This window comes from Paenibacillus barcinonensis (genome assembly GCF_003217495.1).
Taxonomy (GTDB): Bacteria; Bacillota; Bacilli; order Paenibacillales; family Paenibacillaceae; genus Paenibacillus; species Paenibacillus barcinonensis.
This window is the reverse complement of record NZ_QJSW01000002.1, coordinates 455,009-473,623: the sequence shown is the minus strand read 5'-3', so window position 1 is coordinate 473,623 and position 18,615 is coordinate 455,009. Positions and strand designations below refer to the sequence as shown.

Here is an 18,615-nt window from a genome sequence, read left to right as displayed (position 1 = left end):
GGAGTGACCTAGTGTGAACTCAGCTCCAACCTATGTGCAATGAAGACAGCGCCCAGCCAGAGTGACGTATATTGCTGGCTTTGTGACAAAAATCACAGATGATGAAAGCACCAAGACGTATACTGAAAATGTAAGAAAAACATTCATTCCGCGGTTCCGGTTCCCAACCAGAGAGAACGTGTTCCGGCTTATGTGAAACAATTCACATCAATCGCGGATCTGGACACCTAATGATACGAGCATTGCAACAATAGGATGTGTCCAGAAATCCAAAAAAGCGGAGGGATTAAGATGTCGGTGATCGAAAAAGATGTCAAACAACAAACAGGCTGGAGAAACTTTACTAAAGGAACATGGACCAAGACCGTAGATGTGAATGATTTTCTGGTACACAACCTGTCTCCTTATTACGGAGATGAGTCTTTCCTCGCAGGCGCTACCCAGAATACCAAAGAATTGTGGGATATCGTCTCGGATTTGACCAAAAAAGAGCGGGATAACGGCGGAGTGTTAGATGTGGATGTAAACACACCTTCCACCATCACTTCTCATCAGCCGGGTTATCTGGACCAGTCCAAAGAGCAGATTGTAGGTGTTCAAACAGACGCACCATTCAAACGCTCCATTCAGCCATTCGGCGGAATTCGTATGATGATTGACGCATGTGAAGCATACGGTTTTGAAATGCCTCAAGGTGTCATTGATATATTTACAAACATTCGCAAAACGCATAACCAAGGTGTGTTCGACGCTTACACTTCAGAGATGCGTGCAGCACGTAAAGCAGGGATCATTACAGGTCTGCCAGATGCTTACGGCCGCGGCCGGATCATTGGTGACTATCGCCGGGTAGCGTTGTACGGGGTAGATTTCCTGATTCGTCACAAAAAAGGCGAGCTCAATGCACTTGAAGTGGATGTCATTGACGAAGATGTAATTCGTCTGCGCGAAGAAGTGTCTGAACAGATTCGTGCATTGCAAGAGCTGAAACAACTGGGTGAAATGCATGGCTTCGACATTTCCTTGCCAGCAACAACAGCGAAGGAAGCATTCCAATGGCTGTACTTCGGTTACCTCGCGGCAATCAAAGAACAGAACGGTGCGGCGATGTCCCTTGGACGTGTATCCTCCTTCCTGGATATCTACATTGAACGTGATCTGCAAGAAGGTGTTCTGACAGAGGAACAGGCTCAGGAACTGGTTGACCACTTTGTTATGAAACTGCGGATTGTGAAATTCCTGCGTACACCGGATTACAATGAATTGTTCAGTGGTGACCCAACATGGGTAACCGAGTCCATTGGGGGAATGTCTGTTAATGGTGAAACACGCGTAACCAAAAACAGCTTCCGTTTCCTGCACACACTGCACAATCTGGGCCCTGCACCGGAGCCAAACCTGACCGTACTGTGGTCTACCAAGCTGCCAGAAGCCTTCAAAGAATACTGCAGTAAAGTGTCCATTGAAACCAGCTCCATTCAGTATGAAAATGATGATCTGATGCGTCCGATCTACGGTGACGATTATGGTATTGCATGCTGTGTATCCGCGATGAAGATCGGTAAACAAATGCAGTTCTTCGGTGCACGTGCCAACTTGGCCAAAGCTTTGCTGTACGCAATCAACGGTGGTCGTGATGAAAAATCAGGAGCACAGGTTGGTCCAGAGTACCCTGCCATTACAAGTGAAGTGCTGGATTACAATGAGGTCATGAAACGCTTCAAACCGATGATGGAGTGGCTGGCTAAACTGTATATGAATACACTGAACGTGATCCACTACATGCATGATAAATACAGCTACGAACGGATCGAAATGGCACTTCATGACCGTGATATTCTGCGCACCATGGCTTGCGGTATTGCCGGACTTTCGGTTGCGGCTGACTCACTCAGTGCTATTAAATATGCCAAAGTTAAACCGATTCGCAACGAACAAGGCATCGCGGTTGACTTTGAAATCGAAGGTGAATTCCCTTGCTACGGTAACAACGATGACAGTGTAGACAACATTGCTGTTGAACTGGTGGAAACCTTCATGGGTATGATTCGCAAGCACAAAGCATATCGTAACGCAATGCCAACACAATCTGTACTGACCATTACTTCTAACGTGGTATATGGTAAGAAAACAGGAACAACGCCAGATGGACGTAAAGCAGGCGAACCGTTTGCACCAGGGGCAAATCCAATGCATGGTCGTGACAAAAAAGGTGCACTGGCATCCCTCGGCTCTGTAGCGAAACTGCCTTATGAACACAGCCTGGATGGTATCTCCAACACCTTCTCCATCGTGCCAAAAGCACTGGGTAAAGAAGATGCAACACGCAAGTCCAATCTGACTGCAATGATGGATGGATACTTTGGTCAAAATGCGCATCACCTGAACGTAAACGTGTTTGATCGTCAGCAGCTGATTGATGCGATGGATCATCCGGAAAATTATCCACAACTGACCGTACGGGTATCCGGCTACGCAGTAAACTTCATTAAACTGACACGCGAGCAACAACTCGATGTCATTAACCGTACATTCCACGGTTCGATGTAAGCTGTCCTTGGATAAAAAGGTATTCTGGCTTTAAAATAAAAACGCATGGCGGATGCGGGTACAGAAAGGAAGAGGCAGCATGGTTAAAGGACATATTCATTCACTCGAAACTTTCGGGACGGTTGACGGCCCTGGCATCCGCTTTGTGCTTTTTATGCAAGGATGCCTGCTTAAATGCCAGTATTGTCATAATCCTGACACGTGGGCACTGGATGGCGGGAAAGAGATGAACCTGGAGGAGGTACTGGCCGAGATTGAGCCGTATCTCTCCTACTACCGAAGCTCGGGCGGGGGACTTACCGTTTCTGGCGGTGAACCGACACTCCAGGCACATTTTGTGGCAGAGGTGTTCAGTGAGGTTAAACGTCGCTGGGGACTTCATACTACGCTGGACAGCAACGGCTTTAACGAACCTGAGCGAATTCATGAGCTGCTGGACAACACAGACCTTGTACTGCTGGATTTGAAGCATATTGATGATGAGAAGCATATCAAGCTAACGGGTAAATCCAATGAACGTACATTAAAAACAGCGAAATGGTTATCTGAACATGGTCGAAAAATGTGGATCAGACATGTATATGTGCCTGGCATTCATGATCAGGAGCAGGATCTGCTGGACCTGGGACGTTTTATTGGAACGCTGAACGGGGTGGAGAAATTCGAAATTCTCCCTTATCATCAGATGGGCATATATAAATGGGAAGCACTGGGCAAGGTCTATCCGCTGGATGGCGTTCCTTCCCCTACCGAAGAAGAAGTACAGCGGGCATACCGGTTGATTGAGCAAGGGCGTGCGGAAACAGCAGGTATAACATGCTCAGGGAATTAAAGCAGAACTATTTTAATATAACAGCCATGGCTTGAACACATACCAAGCAGTCTTTACGAACATCGTTTCGTGAGGGCTGCTTTTCATTTGCGTGCTTACTTATATTGTCGAATGGAGGTTGTCCAGATTAACAGATCACTATTTTCATAGTTTTTCACTTCTATATAAAATTTACAATTGTAATTTAATGTTTTTAGCAACTTTTCCCGTTTCTGAGCGTCTAATCATATGACTTTTAGAGGGGATATTAATAAATGGGAGCAGAAGGAGCCAAAGACAAAGAATGAATTTGAAGAAAAGATTGTCCATACTTACCGCTTTTGCTGTATTTCAGGCCTTTGCAGTGATTCCTGCGAATGCACAGGCGGCTGATTCGAATGAAACGGCACCAGTGAATATCGCTAAAGTGAAATCCGTCGAGGTTGTGAAAAAAGAACAGCCGATTGCTGAGTCCGAAGTGAAATCGGGTGCAGCAGGTGAACAAACAACCAATCCATCAAGCAATACACAACCTGCCAACAATGGAACTGCCATAGAGACAAAGCCTGAAACATCAGTTCCTTCCGCAACGGAAGCTGCACCTGTTACCCCTGAGAATGGAACCGGCGGAGAGCAGGGAACGAAGGAAGAGGGCTCGTCACCTGAACCTGCTGAAGCTGTGCAGCCAACGACAGGTACACAATCTGCAACAGCAGGCTCCGGCGGAGACCTGACACTGTACATGAACAGCAATAAAATGGTTCAGGATGGAAAAACCTATCTCGCTGGACAGCCAATGGCCGTGAAAAATGGTGTATCGTATGTAGCCATTCGCGCACTGGTGGACCGGGTTGGGTATAATGTGAAATACGATAACAAGACCAAAGAAACCATTATTATTAGTGGTACGGACGAACTTCGCTTCAAAACGAACAGTAATGTGTACACCGTCAATGGTCAATCCAGAACGATGAAAGGTCCTGCATACCAGGAGAAAAACACGTTCATGATTCCACTGACGTCAATCACTCAAGCATTGAACATCACTTATACCGTTAATCAATCGGCCAAGACGGTGGTATTGAAACTGAACACGAAGCCGATAGCCAGCTTTACTGTTCAGAAAGAAATTTTTGCAGGGGATCAAGTGATCTACACAACGAAAAACAGCTCCCCAAGCGGCCTTCCTATTGTAAATGAGCAATGGACTGGGCGTCAGGATTCCTTTGATCAGCCAGGAGTGTATACGGTCACATACACAGTGCAAGACTCCAGCGGTCAGTGGAGTAATCCGTTCACGCTCACGATCAAAGTAGAGCGTCCTAACCTTCCGCCGGTAGCTATGTTTACAACGGACAAGGAAGAGTACAAGATGGGTGAAAAGATCACTTATGTTGACCAAAGCACAGATGATGAAAATGCTATTGAAAAAAGAGAATGGGATAACAACTCACTTGCCTTTTTCATCCCAGGACCTAAGACGGTATCTCTTACCGTTACAGACAAACACGGCCTTAGCGATACCTACACCAAAACCATCATGATTACAGGTGAAACGCTCTACACGCTGTCTGATTTCAATCAGCTGTTCACACCGGTAGGCGACAAATTCACCTTTAATGGCGGAGAAGTCCCGGCAATGGAAAAGGTAGCCTTTACGTATACAGATGAGCCAAGTCTGCTGATTCGCAGTAACAGCCCTGAAACCGTTAATCAGGAAGGTATCGTCTATAAGGAATCCTCCTTTGGACAGACACGCTTCATGATTCACCATGTCAACAATACGGGAAAAAGAGTAAAAATGTATGTGGTTGCAACCAATAACAATCCTTACACAGCTGTATTTGAACAGCAAAATATGGGCTTTGCAGGACCAACACCTTTTGCTACAGTAGCGGGTAAATTGTCCATTGATAAATGGTTCAAATCCATTCAGACTGGTGCAGATCAGAAGAGAGTGTACATCCAGCCTGGTGAAAGCAAATTGATCCTGACTGAACTGAGCGCTACTCCGATGAAAGAAGGACAGGTTATCTCCCTGTATTCGGACGCATTCAGTGACTACACCCTCGATTACAACATCGTGATGATCGAAGAGAACAAGGACCCGATGGCTGTATTGTCATCCTTGCCTGTTCTGGATCGCGACGGCGTTCATAACCGTGGAACGTACCCGAATGCAACGCGAATCATCACGTATGATCAGGAGGTAGGTTCCAAGCCTGCACGTCTTCCATTAGGAGATAATGCAAGTGATCCGAACCTTGACGGTACTGATCCGATGGCCTTCACAAGCGCTTCTAACGCGGGTAACTTCGGTGTGCTGTACAAAATCACCCTGAACAATGTTGCTCCGCGTACACTGATTTCGTTTAATCCGCGTGGAGGCAAGTATTATGGCTCAGCACTGGTGAACGGACAGCTGGTACAGCTGTCGAATGACAGCCGCTCCCTGAGCGCGCCGAACGAGCAAGGTGTACTGTATCGCACAGGTTCTTATGGTGAAAGTGTGACGATTATTTTCTCTGCTGCACCGGGAAGTAACTTGCCGGTCAACATTCTATTTACACCACTGCCAGCTGAAAAATAATATACAACTGAGCTAACCATGTACGGTTTGGAGTGAAAGCTTATATTTCATATACCCGTTCACCCCAAAAGTCGCCAGAAAAATTGATCTTCTGAACCGTCAAGAAAGGACTCCATGAGCATGGGGTCCTTTTTTAATTCATTGCATTTGCTTGATGTCTGAAGCTTGTACACACTTATAGTACACCTTCGTTGACTATAGTCTTCATTTCATGCATTATTAGAGGTATACAATAAGGGTAAAGGTAGCAGCTTTTGCTAGACACTGTCGCATGATGAAGAATGCAAATGTTTGTATGACAGGAGGTGCTTTAAATCATGCTGTCGACAGAACAGATTATAGCCACTATGTCCTCGCAGGGGCTTCGCATAACTGACCAGCGCAAGACGCTCGCGCGGTTATTTGCTGAATCTCCGGGGTATCTTGCACCCAAGGACGTCTATGAATATATGGGCAAGACTTACAGTGGATTGAGCTTTGATACGGTATATCGTAACTTGCGTGTGATGCAGGAGCTTGGTGTACTGGAGCAAGTTATTTTTGAAGATGGTGTGAAATTCAAGGCGCATTGCAGTGAAGATCACCACCATCACCATATGATTTGTCTGAATTGTCAGAAGACCTATCCCATCGTATTTTGCCCAATGCAGCTTGCGGATGCTCCAGATCAATTCCAGATCGTGGATCACAAGTTTGAAGTGTTTGGATATTGTAAGGATTGTGGGGAGCATGCTCCAGCGAAAAAATCCTCTGCGCATCAACATGCGCACAGTCACGGGAAGAATTAACGATGAAGCTTTCACGTAGAATGATGCAGGCCCCGATAAGGGTATATCGTAGCTATATTTCTCCGTTGAAGCCACCGACGTGCCGTTTTTATCCGACATGCTCGGCGTATGCGATGGAGGCGATTGAGGTGCATGGTGCACTCAAGGGTTCATTGCTCGCTGCGAAGCGGATTGCGAAGTGCCATCCGTTTCATCCCGGCGGGGTAGATCTGGTTCCACCTAAGGCAGAGAAAAAAAGCGTAGCTTCAGAGCAGTAATGCTTGCATAGCAGCGAGAGCACTTGACAATAAGGGCGGCAATTCAGTATATTTTTTGTATATGAATTTCCAGTGAAGGGATAAGTACAGACACACCCCCAGTGCAGAGAGCCGGAACAGCTGAGAACCGGTCTGGGAGGAGGATGGAAGATGGTCCCGGAGGAACCTCTTTCGAGCGTGCAATCAGCATCTAGATGCTGTTGTCGTAAGGCTGGGGCGTGATCCAGCGTTAATGGGCGGTCGAAGGACCGGCAGAGCCTGCGTTTTGTGAGAAATGCGGGGAAATTGGGTGGTAACACGTGAGAGATACTCTCGTCCCATAGGGGCGGGAGTTTTTTTGTGTTCATTTGCAGATGAGGTTTTTTTACAAGTCGGTATATGTAACACATCTCAGGACATTTGAAGGAGGAGAAGTCATTCATGACGGACCAAAAAACATTTTATTTGACAACACCGATCTATTATCCAAGCGATAAGCTGCACATCGGGCATGCGTATACTACAGTAGCCGGGGATGCGATGTCCCGCTATAAACGTCTGCGTGGTTATGCTGTGCGTTATCTGACTGGAACGGACGAGCATGGTCAGAAGATTGAGCGCAAGGCTCAAGAGAAGGGGCTGTCACCACAGGCGTTTACCGACGAGATCGTAGCAGGTATCAAGGATCTGTGGAACAAGCTGGATATTTCCAATGATGATTTCATTCGTACTACCGAGGAGCGTCACAAAACGGTCGTACAGGATATTTTTGACCGTTTGCTGAAGCAGGGAGATATCTACAAAGGGGAGTATGAAGGCTGGTACAGTATTCCGGATGAAACGTATTATACGGAGACCCAGCTGGTGGACGTGGAGAAAAATGAAAAGGGCGAGATTATCTCGGCCAAAAGTCCAGACAGCGGACACCCGGTTGAACTCGTCAAAGAAGAATCATACTTCTTCCGTATGAGCAAATACGCAGACCGCCTGTTAAAGTATTATGAGGAGAACCCTGGCTTCATTCAGCCGGAGTCCCGTAAAAACGAGATGATTAACAACTTTATCAAGCCGGGTCTTGAGGACCTCGCTGTATCCCGTACTACATTTGAGTGGGGAGTCAAGGTTAAAGGAGATCCCAAACACGTCGTTTATGTCTGGATTGACGCTTTGTCCAACTACATTACAGCACTTGGGTATGGTTCTTCGGACGCGTCGCTGTATAACAAGTTCTGGCCTGCTGACGTGCATCTGGTGGGGAAAGAGATCGTTCGTTTCCATACGATCTATTGGCCGATCATGCTGATGGCGCTGGACCTGCCGCTTCCGAAAAAAGTATTTGCCCATGGCTGGCTGCTGATGAAGGATGGCAAAATGTCCAAATCCAAAGGCAACGTTGTTGATCCGGTGACTCTGATTGACCGTTACGGCCTTGATGCACTACGTTATTATCTGCTTCGTGAAGTGCCATTTGGTTCGGATGGCACATTCACCCCGGAGAGCTTTGTAGAGCGTGTGAATTCCGATCTGGCGAACGACTTGGGGAATCTGCTGAATCGCACAGTAGCTATGGTGGATAAGTACTTTGAAGGTAAAGCTCCTGCATTTTCCTCCAATGTCACTGCATTTGATGCATCATTGGAAGAAGCGGGTCATGCAACTTTGGAAAAAGTGGAGCAGGCGATGGAGAACCTGCAGTTCTCTGTGGCGCTCACCGCAATCAGTCAATTTGTGAGCCGTAGCAACAAATATATTGATGAGACACAGCCGTGGGCTCTTGCTCGTGATGAAGCCAAACGTGGTGAACTCGCATCCGTTATGTCTCATTTGATCGAAAGCTTGCGCATTGCTTCCATTCTGTTACAGCCGTTCCTCACTCGTGCACCGCACAAAATCTGGGAACAGCTTGGCATTCAGGAAGGCGAGCTCACTTCTTGGGATTCAGCGAAGCAATGGGGTGTTATTCCTGAAGGAAATGCCTTGCACAAGGGTGATCCGATTTTCCCTCGTTTGGATGCAGAACAGGAGATTGCCTATATCTCTGAAGCGATGACTGGTGGACAAAAGGCTGCACAAGCCGATGCAAGCCAGGCAGAAGCGGGATCAGAGGCTCCGACGGAGCCTGTAGTTGCACCAGAAGGTAAGGAAGAGATTGGCATTGATGATTTTGCCAAAGTAGAGCTCCGTGTAGCTCAAGTCATCGCTTGTGAACCAGTGAAAAAGGCTGATAAGCTGTTAAAGCTGCAGCTCGATCTTGGCTATGAGAAGCGTCAGGTTGTATCTGGAATTGCGAAGTTTTATTCGCCTGAAGAGATGGTCGGTCGCAAAGTCATCTGCGTAACCAACCTCAAGCCTGTGAAGCTCCGTGGAGAGCTGTCCCAAGGCATGATTTTGGCAGCATCACATGGAGATCAGTTGACGCTCGCTACCGTACCTGACAGCATGCCTAACGGTGCGCAGGTGAAATAATGGTGGTATACCAACGGACTTGCGTAATCTTACGAAGATTGTCACAAGTTCGATAGAAGGTGGTCCGAAGGCATTCGGACCGCTTTTTTATGCTCCAGAACAGAGATGAAAAACTGGAAACAAGCATATATTGTTTATGAACTCTGCTCCTCGGGAAAGAATGATGGATGCGAGCCTTGACAAGTGTGGGCGTCTTCCCTATAATTCTTTCAGTAATATTTACGATTAAGTGATGCGGAGTGAATCATACATGACAGTTATGCAAAAGAAAAGACAGGTTCGACTGGATCGCTCCAGCCGAATTGGTAAACAGAGCACATGGAAGATGCTGTGGAGTGGTTTGCTCATTCTCAGTTTGCTAGTGCTGTCCGCTTGTGGACAGAATAGTGAAAGCACAGCAAAAATTGTGGAGGGCAAGGTCAATGTTGTAACGACCTTCTATCCCGTATACGCGTTCACTGCGACAATTGGCGGAGAGGATGCCAATGTTATCAATCTGTTGCCTACAGGTGTAGAGCCGCATGACTGGACGCCTAAAAGTCAGGATATTGTAAACACGTCCAAGGCACAGCTGTTCCTGTATAACGGAGCAGGGCTGGAAGGATGGGTGCCTAATTTCCTGAAGTCGCTGAATAATGACTCCAAGGTGAAGGCAGTGGCGGTCAGTGAGGGTGTTAAGCTGCTCACAGCCGAAGGGGACGATGGTCATGGACATGGCGAAGAGCATGCGGCGGATGATCATGCTGACGAGAGCGGTAATGAACAGCAGGCAGTCGATCATCACATTGATCCTCATACGTGGGTGAGTCCCAAGTCGGCGATGATCATGGCTGAAAATATTAAAAACAGTCTGGTTGAGGTTGATCCTGCGCACAAAAAGGGTTACGAGCAGCGGTATAGCGAGCTTCGTACCAAGCTTGAAGCACTTGATCAGCGTTTCACGAATGAACTGGCGTCTGTGCCAAACAAAGAGATTGTTGTATCACACCAGGCCTTTGGTTATCTTGCCCGTGATTACGGCTTGACGCAGCATGCAATTATGGGTCTTTCCCCGGATGCTGAACCGACAGGACAGGATATTGTGAAGCTGGCGAAGCTGGTTAAAGACGAGGGCATCAAGTATATTTTCTTTGAAGAGCTGGTATCCGACAAATTGGCCAAGACACTTGCCAGCGAAGCAGGCGTTCAAACCATGGTGTTAAATCCGGTGGAAGGTCTGACTCAGGAACAAGTGAACAATAAAGATGATTATTTTACCCTGATGCAGAAAAATTTGCAAAATCTGCTGATCGCATTAAAATAAGAAGAATAGAGTGTACGTCCAGAAGTCTTTGCCGTTTGATTGGCGAAGACTTTTGGAGTGTTTGGCAACAGGTTTACAGCATTATTTATTATGAAGGGCGGCTTTGCCATGCAGCAAATCATGCCACTATGTCATGATCCCATTATCGAGATTGAAAATCTATCTTTTTCCTACGGGGACCAGCGTGTGATTGATGATCTCAACTTTATGGTTCAGCAGCGGGATTTTGTAGGTATTATCGGTTCGAACGGTGCAGGGAAAACCACGTTGCTGCGTATGCTGGTTGGACTCCTGCCTGCTGCGCAGGGAGATATCAGGCTGTTCGGACAGTCGATTCGCAAGTTCAAGGATTGGAACCGGATTGGATATGTGCCGCAAAAAAATGCATTTAATCCGTTGTTCCCGGCAACGGTTCGAGAAGTGGTCATGTCTGGGCTGTACAATAACAAGAACATGTTTCGCCGTATAACACGTCAGGGACAGCAGCAGTGTGCTGATGCTATGCAGGTGATGCGGATTGAGGATATTGCAAACAAACGCATCGGACAGCTGTCAGGTGGACAGCAACAGCGTGTTTTTCTGGCTCGTGCGTTAATTAATCACCCGGATCTGTTGATCCTTGATGAACCTACCGTGGGGATTGATGCCGAATCACAAGCCAGTTTTTTTGAACTGATTACACATATGCACGAGCATCATCGAATGACTTTTCTGATGGTGTCTCATGATATGGACCGAATGGAGAGTTATCTGGGCTCCGAAGCTGCCCTTACGAATGGCAAGATTCATTTCCATGTTCGTCATTCGCATGAGGTAGAGGATTGTGCAGAGACTAACCTGCAACATACTACCGCACAGGTACGCTAGTGATGTTTGTGGGCTATTAGATAGCCAGGCCGAAGGAGTCGAGTTTGTTTTGGAAATATTATGGAGTGATTTTTTTCAGCGTGCGCTTGCAGGCGGTTTGCTTATTGGCATCACCGCTCCACTGATCGGGCTGTTCCTCGTATTGCGAAGACTGTCAATGATCGGAGACACTTTGTCTCATGTAACGATTGCAGGGGTGGCGCTAGGTTTTTTGATTGAGGTATATCCGATTGGTGTAGGGCTGATCTTTGCGGTGCTCGCCTCATTTGCCATTGAGAAGCTGCGTAAGGCATACAAAAGTTATGCAGAGCTATCCATTGCCATCATCATGTCTGGAGGTGTAGCGCTCGCTTCTCTGTTCTTTACGCTGGGCAAAGGCTACAACGCGGATGTTATGAGTTATTTGTTTGGCAGCATTTACACGCTGGATGCAACAGATTTGAAGCTGGTTGGAGTGGTAACCTTAATTGTTGTGATTGTGGTGGCCTTCTTACATAAGGAGTTTTTTCTGCTCAGCTTTGAAGAGGATGCAGCTGCGGTTACGGGACTACCTGTCAAAATGCTGAATATGTTAATTACAGTGATGACAGCACTTGTAATCAGTACAGCGATCAAAATCGTCGGGGCCTTGCTGGTATCGGCCTTGCTCACTATTCCTGTGGCTGTCAGTTTGCTTATGGCACGAAGCTTCAAATCAGCCATCATTCTGTCAGTTGTCATTGGAGAAATCGCCGTAGTGATTGGTCTGGTTGTAGCGGGGATCTGGAATTTGGCACCGGGAGCAACGATTGTATTGCTGCTGATCATGATGCTGATTTTAACATTGATAGGAAAAAAAGGGTTTCGGGCCTGACGTCATGTTAATGAGCAAGTGAGCCCGAGGAAGGGAGACATTGCTTCATGCCTGATGTTAATGTATGGCTGGCTTTTCTTGCTGGCCTCGCTTCTTTTATATCACCGTGTTGTCTTCCGCTGTACCCATCATACCTTTCATACATTACAGGAATGACCGTACAGCAGTTAAAGGATGATCGAAACCAGCGTGAGGTACGGTTCAAAACGTTGACCCATACACTGGCGTTTATTCTCGGATTCTCCGCTGTATTTTATTCGCTGGGTCTGGGTGCAGGATTGTTTGGCGAGTTTTTCAACGATAATCGTGATCTGATTCGTCAATTGTCAGCGATTTTAATTATTCTGATGGGACTGTTTCTGTTAGGTATTTTTAAACCCCATTTTTTAATGAAAGAGCGCAAGCTTGATATGAAGTGGAAACCCGCCGGATATTTAGGGTCGTTTATTTTTGGAATCGGCTTTTCGGCAGGGTGGTCGCCTTGCATCGGACCTATTCTTACAGCGATTATTGCAATGGCTGCAAGTGAGCCGTCCACATGGTTTACGTTGATTACCGGTTACACCATCGGATTTGCCTTGCCATTTTTTGTGTTGGCCTTCTTCATAGGCTCCACCCGCTGGATTCTGCGATACTCCAACATGATGATGAAGATTGGCGGAGCATTAATGCTTCTGATGGGCATATTGCTGTTCACGGACCAGATGACCAAAATAACAATATGGCTGCAACAGATTACACCCCAGTGGATGATTATCTAATCCGGGGTTACTATTAATTCGTGTACAACTGACGAATGATAAAGCAGATAAAGCAGATAAAGCAGGCTGCATTGAACCAGAAGTGTTCTGGTTTCATGCGACCTGCTTTTTAATCTGAACGGTTAAGGGATATATGAGAATTAGTCATACTTGCACGGAGAAGCGCTGACTCCGGGTTTAAGTGAAATAATCAATGTTGGCTAACGGAAAGTGCTCGAATATTCGTTCGGTAATGAATTCGCGCAGCGCATCCTGCTGGTCATCCTTATACACATATTTGTACTGACCCCAGCGGCCCCATTTCATTTTACGTTTCTCAATATCCATTTCAAGCTTGGTTTTGGGATAACGCTTCTCGATGGTGGCCTTCGCTGTTTTGGTGAACCGGTGCTGAATCATTTCAAAGGTCAGATCTTTTGTAGCTTCTTCAGGAAGTGTATCTGCAAGCTTCTGTAACAATTCAGCATAACCTTCCTGCCAGCCATCGTACCAGATTATCGGGGCAATGATGAAGCCAAGCGGATAACCGGCATGTGCAATTTTGCCTGCCGCTTCAATTCGTTCCTCAAAACGTGAGGTTGCCGGCTCAAAATTTTTGATGACGTAATCGGCATTGACGCTAAACCGAATCCGGGTATGACCATTGTGCTTGAGCTTTAGCAGCGGATCAACATGATGATATTTGGTTACGAAACGCAATCGTCCGTATTCTTCATCTGCCATAAATTTAATCAGATCGCTGAGGTTTTCTGTAATATGCTCAAGACCGACCGGGTCGGATGTACAAGCCGCTTCAAAACGTGTAATTTCAGGCTTACGTTCCTCGATATAGCCTTTGGCGGCCTCAATAATTTCTTCGGTGTTCACATATACACGAACATATGGCTTGGCGCCTAACGTTGTCTGAAGATAACAATAATGACAATGGCCCATACAGCCGGTTGAGATGGGGATCGCGTATTCTGCAGACGGCTTGGACTGGTCAAATTTGAGTGTTTTACGTACGCCGACCACTAAAGTTCGCTTGGCCATCCGATATTTCTCCTGCTCGGTCTCACCAGGGAGATTGGTAATCCGATTATGAGACGTGGTCATCTGATAAGGGATGTTTTGAGAGGTTACCCATTCCATGATGCGCTTGCCTTTTTCATATTCCAGTGCACCGGGTTCAAAATACACCAAATCGGGAATAAAGGGTTTAGTGCCTTTTGCTTTTCGAGCAGGGGGTCGCGCAACTGTAGTGCTCACAGAAACACTCCTTTCATGGTGAAACTAAGGTTAGTTTGCCTCGAATGAAGCAAAGTCACGCCTGCCAAATCCTTGTGTGCATACGGAGCTGAAGAGGTGTAGGACTTGCCAATGCGTATTGATAACATGTATCATTAGAAGATAGGGACCAGGTACGTAATGCCGGTCAGAGAGAAGAGAGGGAAGCAGATGCCAACGCCCAGTATGGAAGACTATTTGGAGCGTATATACAAATTAATTGACGAAAAGGGCTATGCTCGTGTGTCTGATATAGCTGAAGGACTGGAAGTACATCCTTCATCGGTGACGAAGATGATCCAAAAGCTGGACAAGGACGAGTACCTGATCTATGAGAAATACCGCGGGCTGGTACTGACGCCAAAAGGGAAAAAGATGGGTAAACGGCTGATGGAGCGCCATCATCTGCTTGAGCAGTTTTTGACAACCATCGGTGTACAGGAAGAGAACATTTACAATGATGTTGAGGGTATCGAGCATCATTTGAGCTGGGACTCCATTACTTGCATCGAGTCATTGGTGGAGTATTTCCGTCAGGATGAGAGTCGCTTGCGTGACCTCAAAAATATTCAAGAAATCATGAGTAACACGGAATCTTGAGTTGTCGATGAATTTAGATTATAAACAGAGAGATGCTTCTTGCCGATGGTATGGCGAGAAGCATTTTTATGATGTGCATATGGATTCAATCCTATTTCATTCACCCGATATTTGGTTATTTTCGCAACTAAATCGCTCTGCCAAGCGTCTATTAAACTAGTAGATTTTACCGCAAATTTAATGATGTTGGAGGACTGATGGATGAAATTGCGTAAAGGATTGTTGCTGCTGCTTATTTTTGTACTTGGCTTGCAGACAGCAGGGGTGACTGCTCAGGCAGCTTCCCAGAAGGAAATTTCGATCTTTCTGGACGGTCAGCGTCTGGAATCGGATGTAGCTCCTTATATTCTGCCTAAGGTTAATGTAACGATGGTACCGCTTCGGGTTATTAGTGAAGGCTTGGGGGCTTCTGTTTTATGGTCTCAGGCAACTCGTACCGTAACGATTCAGAAGTCTGATTCGGTGATTACGATGACCAGTGGACGCCAGCAAGCGACAGTGGACAATGCGATCGTTAATCTGGATGCATCTGTGCAACTAAAGCAGGGGCGTGTAATGGTTCCGATTCGTTTCGTAAGTGAAAATCTGGGCATTCAGGTGAATTGGAATCAGACGGCTCAGACCATTGATCTGTACACGGGTAATGGAACAACACCAGAACCAACACCAGAACCAACACCAGCAGTTCCAGCGGAGCCAGGAGGTACCGTAACTCCGTCAACCGATCAAATGCGCGGAGCTTGGATTTCAACGGTGAATGGAGATTGGCCGTCTTCTGGAGCAAAGGGTAACGTGGACAAACAGAAGCAGGAGTATTCAAGCCAGCTTGATCAATTGAAGGATTTGGGCATCAACGCTGTATTTGTGCAAGTCAGAGCCAATGCAGATGCAATTTATCCTTCGAATCTGGTGCCTTGGAACAGCGTGTTGACAGGGACACAAGGGAAAGATCCTGGATATGACCCGCTCGCATATATGATCGAGGAAGCACACAAGCGTGGTATGGAATTCCATGCATGGTTTAATCCGTTCCGGGCGACCAATTCGGCAACAACATCCAATTTGGCAGCTAACCATATTTCCAAACTTCATCCAGACTGGATTGTGAATGCGGCAGGCAAGCTGTATATTAATCCGGGAATTCCGGAAGCAAGGCAGCATATCATTGATACCATCATGGAAGTTGTCAACAACTACAATATTGATGGTGTGCACCTGGACGATTATTTCTACCCATCGAATGTAACGTTTAACGACGATGCTGCTTTCAAAACGTATAATACGTTAAACACAACAGATCGTGCGGCATGGCGCCGTGACAATATTAATCAGTTTGTGCAGCAGCTTGGACAGAATATTCATCGTGTCAAAGCTAATGTGGAATACGGCATCAGCCCATTCGGTGTATGGCGTAACAAGGCCAATGATCTGACCGGATCGGATACCAAAGCAGGTGTCACAGCTTATGACAGCATGAATGCGGATGTACGGACGTGGATTAAACAGGGCTGGATTGATTATGTGGCACCACAAGTGTACTGGAGCATGACCCTCAGTGCTGCAAGGTACGACAAGGTCGTGGATTGGTGGGTTAATGAGGTAGCTAATACCAATGTGAAGCTGTATATCGGTCATTCTCCTTACAAATTGGGAACACCGGAAATTGGATGGCAGACCTCTCAGGAGATTATTGATCAGCTAATCTATAACGAGAAGTATCCGTCGATCGGAGGAGACATTTATTTCAGCTCACAATACCTGACGAAGAACCCTCTGGGTATTATTGAACGTTTGAAAACCTATTACGGTCTGTAGCACATCAAAAATGATCTTATCCATCTATCTATATAAATTGAATGGAAAAGGGAACCCGAAAAATCTGGGCATAACAGCTACTTTCCAGGTTGTTCAGTTATCGGAGTGGATGGTGTAAAATCTTTAGTTCAATATAACAGTTATATGAACAACCCCTGTTCTCATACAGTGGCAGTAGAAGCATGGCTGCCTGGAGAACGGGGGTTTTTTATGTTAATTAACGGAGTGTTTGAGGGCGGAGGCGTGAAAGGCATTTCGCTTGCAGGTGCGGTGCAGGGAGCGCAGGACTGCGGAGTTCAATTTAATCGAGTAGCCGGCACATCATCCGGCTCGATCGTTGCAGCTCTGCTTGCGGCAGGTTATCGGGCTGAGGAAATGAAGGTTATTATTGAAAGTACACCGTTTGCTTCGCTGCTGCAGCGCTCAGCAATATTTAATACACGTTGGATTGGACCTGCGGCAAGACTTTTTTTGAAAAAAGGACTTTACTCAGGAGAAGCGCTTGAGTCGTGGATTCGCAAGATGCTGCAACAGAAAGGAATACGCACCTTCGCTGACTTGCCATCGGGCAAGCTGCTCATTACTGCTTCCGATATTTCCAACGGCAGTATTCTTGTGCTGCCAGATGATATTCGTCGGTTCGGTATTGAACCGTCCAAGCTGGAAGTGGCCAAAGCGGTACGCATGAGCTGCAGCATACCTTACTTTTTTGATCCAGTGATCATACGCAAGTCACCCGTAATGTCTAAAGGTCTTCCTTTCCCGGACCAGTTTGTATATGTAGTGGATGGAGGACTGCTCAGTAATTTTCCGCTATGGCTGTTTGACGGAGAGCGCTCAGAAGAAGGCGGGGGGATCATTCCGGTTGTTGGCTTTAAGATGGTGGGCAAGAACGAAGTGGAGCCCGCACGAATCAAAGGACCGCTTACTATGCTGCAGGCGCTGGTTGAAACGATGCTTACTGCACATGATGAGCGCTACATCGAGCAGATTAACCGATTCCGTACCGTCAAAATTCCTACGCTGGGCATCAAACCGACACAGTTTAATTTGTCAGTTCAGGAAAGCACAAATTTGTTTCGCTCTGGCCTCGTTGCAGGTAGAGAGTTTTTCAATGCCTGGAATATGAAAATATACAATGAGCAATTAGAGAAACAGCGCAAAGAGCAGCGGAAGAAAAAAGCAGATGCTCTGCCTCTGCTTCCCGTATGAAAAACGAGCTAAAGTTTAATGATTGCAGACAGTATATGTCCATGCCCGCCAATCCAGCTTTTTATTGTAGATGCAGGAGCGGTATGCCAAAAAAAAGCAATTCCCACCAAGGTGAGAATTGCTTTTTTTGGAGTATATGTGCAAGAGGAATGGATGAAATTAATGATATTTTGGAATATCCTCTTCGCTCTTGCCCTTCTGTCCCTGGATGACCTGGAAAGGGTAATCCTTGCGTTTTCTGGAAGAGCTGCTTTTCCGGGCAGAAGCATTATTCTGTGCATTCACTTTAGCCATCGTTTTAGCCGAAGGTTTGATCTTGGGTGTCTTGGCTTTGCGTGACCAACGTGCAGGCGGATATTTGTACAACAGGAACACAACTCCGAACACGATCAGAGGGATAAGAATACTGGACAAGGAAGCTCTGCCCAATATACCGATAATTCCAAAAGTAGCCAGTATGATTACCGTCCAGAATACAATGGCCTGCTTATTCATAT

The 18,615-nt window shown here is 46.5% G+C and carries 15 protein-coding genes; 13 read left to right on the top strand and 2 right to left on the bottom strand.

The window, feature by feature from the left end:
- Positions 1-291: 291 nt before the first annotated feature.
- From pflB to DFQ00_RS05690, 10 genes are all read left to right on the top strand, one after another.
- Positions 292-2,550: a formate C-acetyltransferase gene (pflB, locus tag DFQ00_RS05735; RefSeq protein ID WP_110895335.1), complete on the top strand. Its 2,259-nt coding sequence runs from the start codon at positions 292-294 to the stop codon at positions 2,548-2,550.
- 79 nt (positions 2,551-2,629) lie between these two features.
- Positions 2,630-3,382: a pyruvate formate-lyase-activating protein gene (gene pflA / locus DFQ00_RS05730; protein WP_110895333.1), complete on the top strand. Its 753-nt coding sequence runs from the start codon at positions 2,630-2,632 to the stop codon at positions 3,380-3,382.
- A 283-nt stretch (positions 3,383-3,665) separates the two neighbouring features.
- Complete coding sequence (locus DFQ00_RS05725; protein WP_110895331.1) at positions 3,666-5,951, top strand: stalk domain-containing protein; 2,286 nt, start codon at positions 3,666-3,668, stop codon at positions 5,949-5,951.
- Between the two features lie 317 nt (positions 5,952-6,268).
- A complete protein-coding gene (locus DFQ00_RS05720) occupies positions 6,269-6,739 on the top strand; it encodes a Fur family transcriptional regulator (protein WP_110895329.1) in 471 nt (156 codons plus the stop codon).
- Between the two features lie 2 nt (positions 6,740-6,741).
- Complete coding sequence (gene yidD / locus DFQ00_RS05715) at positions 6,742-6,996, top strand: membrane protein insertion efficiency factor YidD (protein ID WP_110895327.1); 255 nt, start codon at positions 6,742-6,744, stop codon at positions 6,994-6,996.
- 420 nt (positions 6,997-7,416) lie between these two features.
- On the top strand, positions 7,417-9,441 hold the full coding sequence (gene metG / locus DFQ00_RS05710; RefSeq protein ID WP_110895326.1) for a methionine--tRNA ligase: 2,025 nt from the start codon (positions 7,417-7,419) through the stop codon (positions 9,439-9,441).
- A gap of 325 nt (positions 9,442-9,766) precedes the next feature.
- Positions 9,767-10,744 carry a metal ABC transporter solute-binding protein, Zn/Mn family gene (locus DFQ00_RS05705; protein ID WP_244213706.1) on the top strand — a complete coding sequence of 326 codons (978 nt, stop codon included), beginning with the start codon at positions 9,767-9,769 and terminating at the stop codon, positions 10,742-10,744.
- Positions 10,745-10,852: 108 nt separating this feature from the next.
- Positions 10,853-11,611 carry a metal ABC transporter ATP-binding protein gene (locus DFQ00_RS05700; protein ID WP_110895451.1) on the top strand — a complete coding sequence of 253 codons (759 nt, stop codon included), beginning with the start codon at positions 10,853-10,855 and terminating at the stop codon, positions 11,609-11,611.
- Between the two features lie 49 nt (positions 11,612-11,660).
- On the top strand, positions 11,661-12,464 hold the full coding sequence (locus DFQ00_RS05695) for a metal ABC transporter permease (protein WP_110895322.1): 804 nt from the start codon (positions 11,661-11,663) through the stop codon (positions 12,462-12,464).
- A 47-nt stretch (positions 12,465-12,511) separates the two neighbouring features.
- Positions 12,512-13,225: a cytochrome c biogenesis CcdA family protein gene (locus DFQ00_RS05690; RefSeq protein ID WP_110895320.1), complete on the top strand. Its 714-nt coding sequence runs from the start codon at positions 12,512-12,514 to the stop codon at positions 13,223-13,225.
- Positions 13,226-13,402: 177 nt separating this feature from the next.
- On the opposite strand, the gene splB is transcribed toward DFQ00_RS05690, so the two are convergent.
- Positions 13,403-14,473, bottom strand: coding sequence for a spore photoproduct lyase (splB, locus tag DFQ00_RS05685; RefSeq protein ID WP_110895318.1), 1,071 nt, complete (start codon positions 14,471-14,473; stop codon positions 13,403-13,405).
- A 189-nt stretch (positions 14,474-14,662) separates the two neighbouring features.
- Between splB and mntR the strand changes: the two genes are divergently transcribed.
- From mntR to DFQ00_RS05670, 3 genes are all read left to right on the top strand, one after another.
- Positions 14,663-15,091 carry a transcriptional regulator MntR gene (gene mntR / locus DFQ00_RS05680; RefSeq protein WP_110895316.1) on the top strand — a complete coding sequence of 143 codons (429 nt, stop codon included), beginning with the start codon at positions 14,663-14,665 and terminating at the stop codon, positions 15,089-15,091.
- Positions 15,092-15,292: 201 nt separating this feature from the next.
- The gene (locus DFQ00_RS05675; RefSeq protein WP_110895314.1) at positions 15,293-16,906 is read left to right on the top strand and encodes a family 10 glycosylhydrolase; all 1,614 of its coding nucleotides are present in this window, start codon (positions 15,293-15,295) and stop codon (positions 16,904-16,906) included.
- 210 nt (positions 16,907-17,116) lie between these two features.
- Positions 17,117-18,118, top strand: coding sequence for a patatin-like phospholipase family protein (locus tag DFQ00_RS05670; protein WP_110895312.1), 1,002 nt, complete (start codon positions 17,117-17,119; stop codon positions 18,116-18,118).
- Between the two features lie 159 nt (positions 18,119-18,277).
- On the opposite strand, the gene DFQ00_RS05665 is transcribed toward DFQ00_RS05670, so the two are convergent.
- A complete protein-coding gene (locus DFQ00_RS05665; protein ID WP_110895310.1) occupies positions 18,278-18,613 on the bottom strand; it encodes a hypothetical protein in 336 nt (111 codons plus the stop codon).
- Between the last annotated feature and the right edge of the window lie 2 nt (positions 18,614-18,615).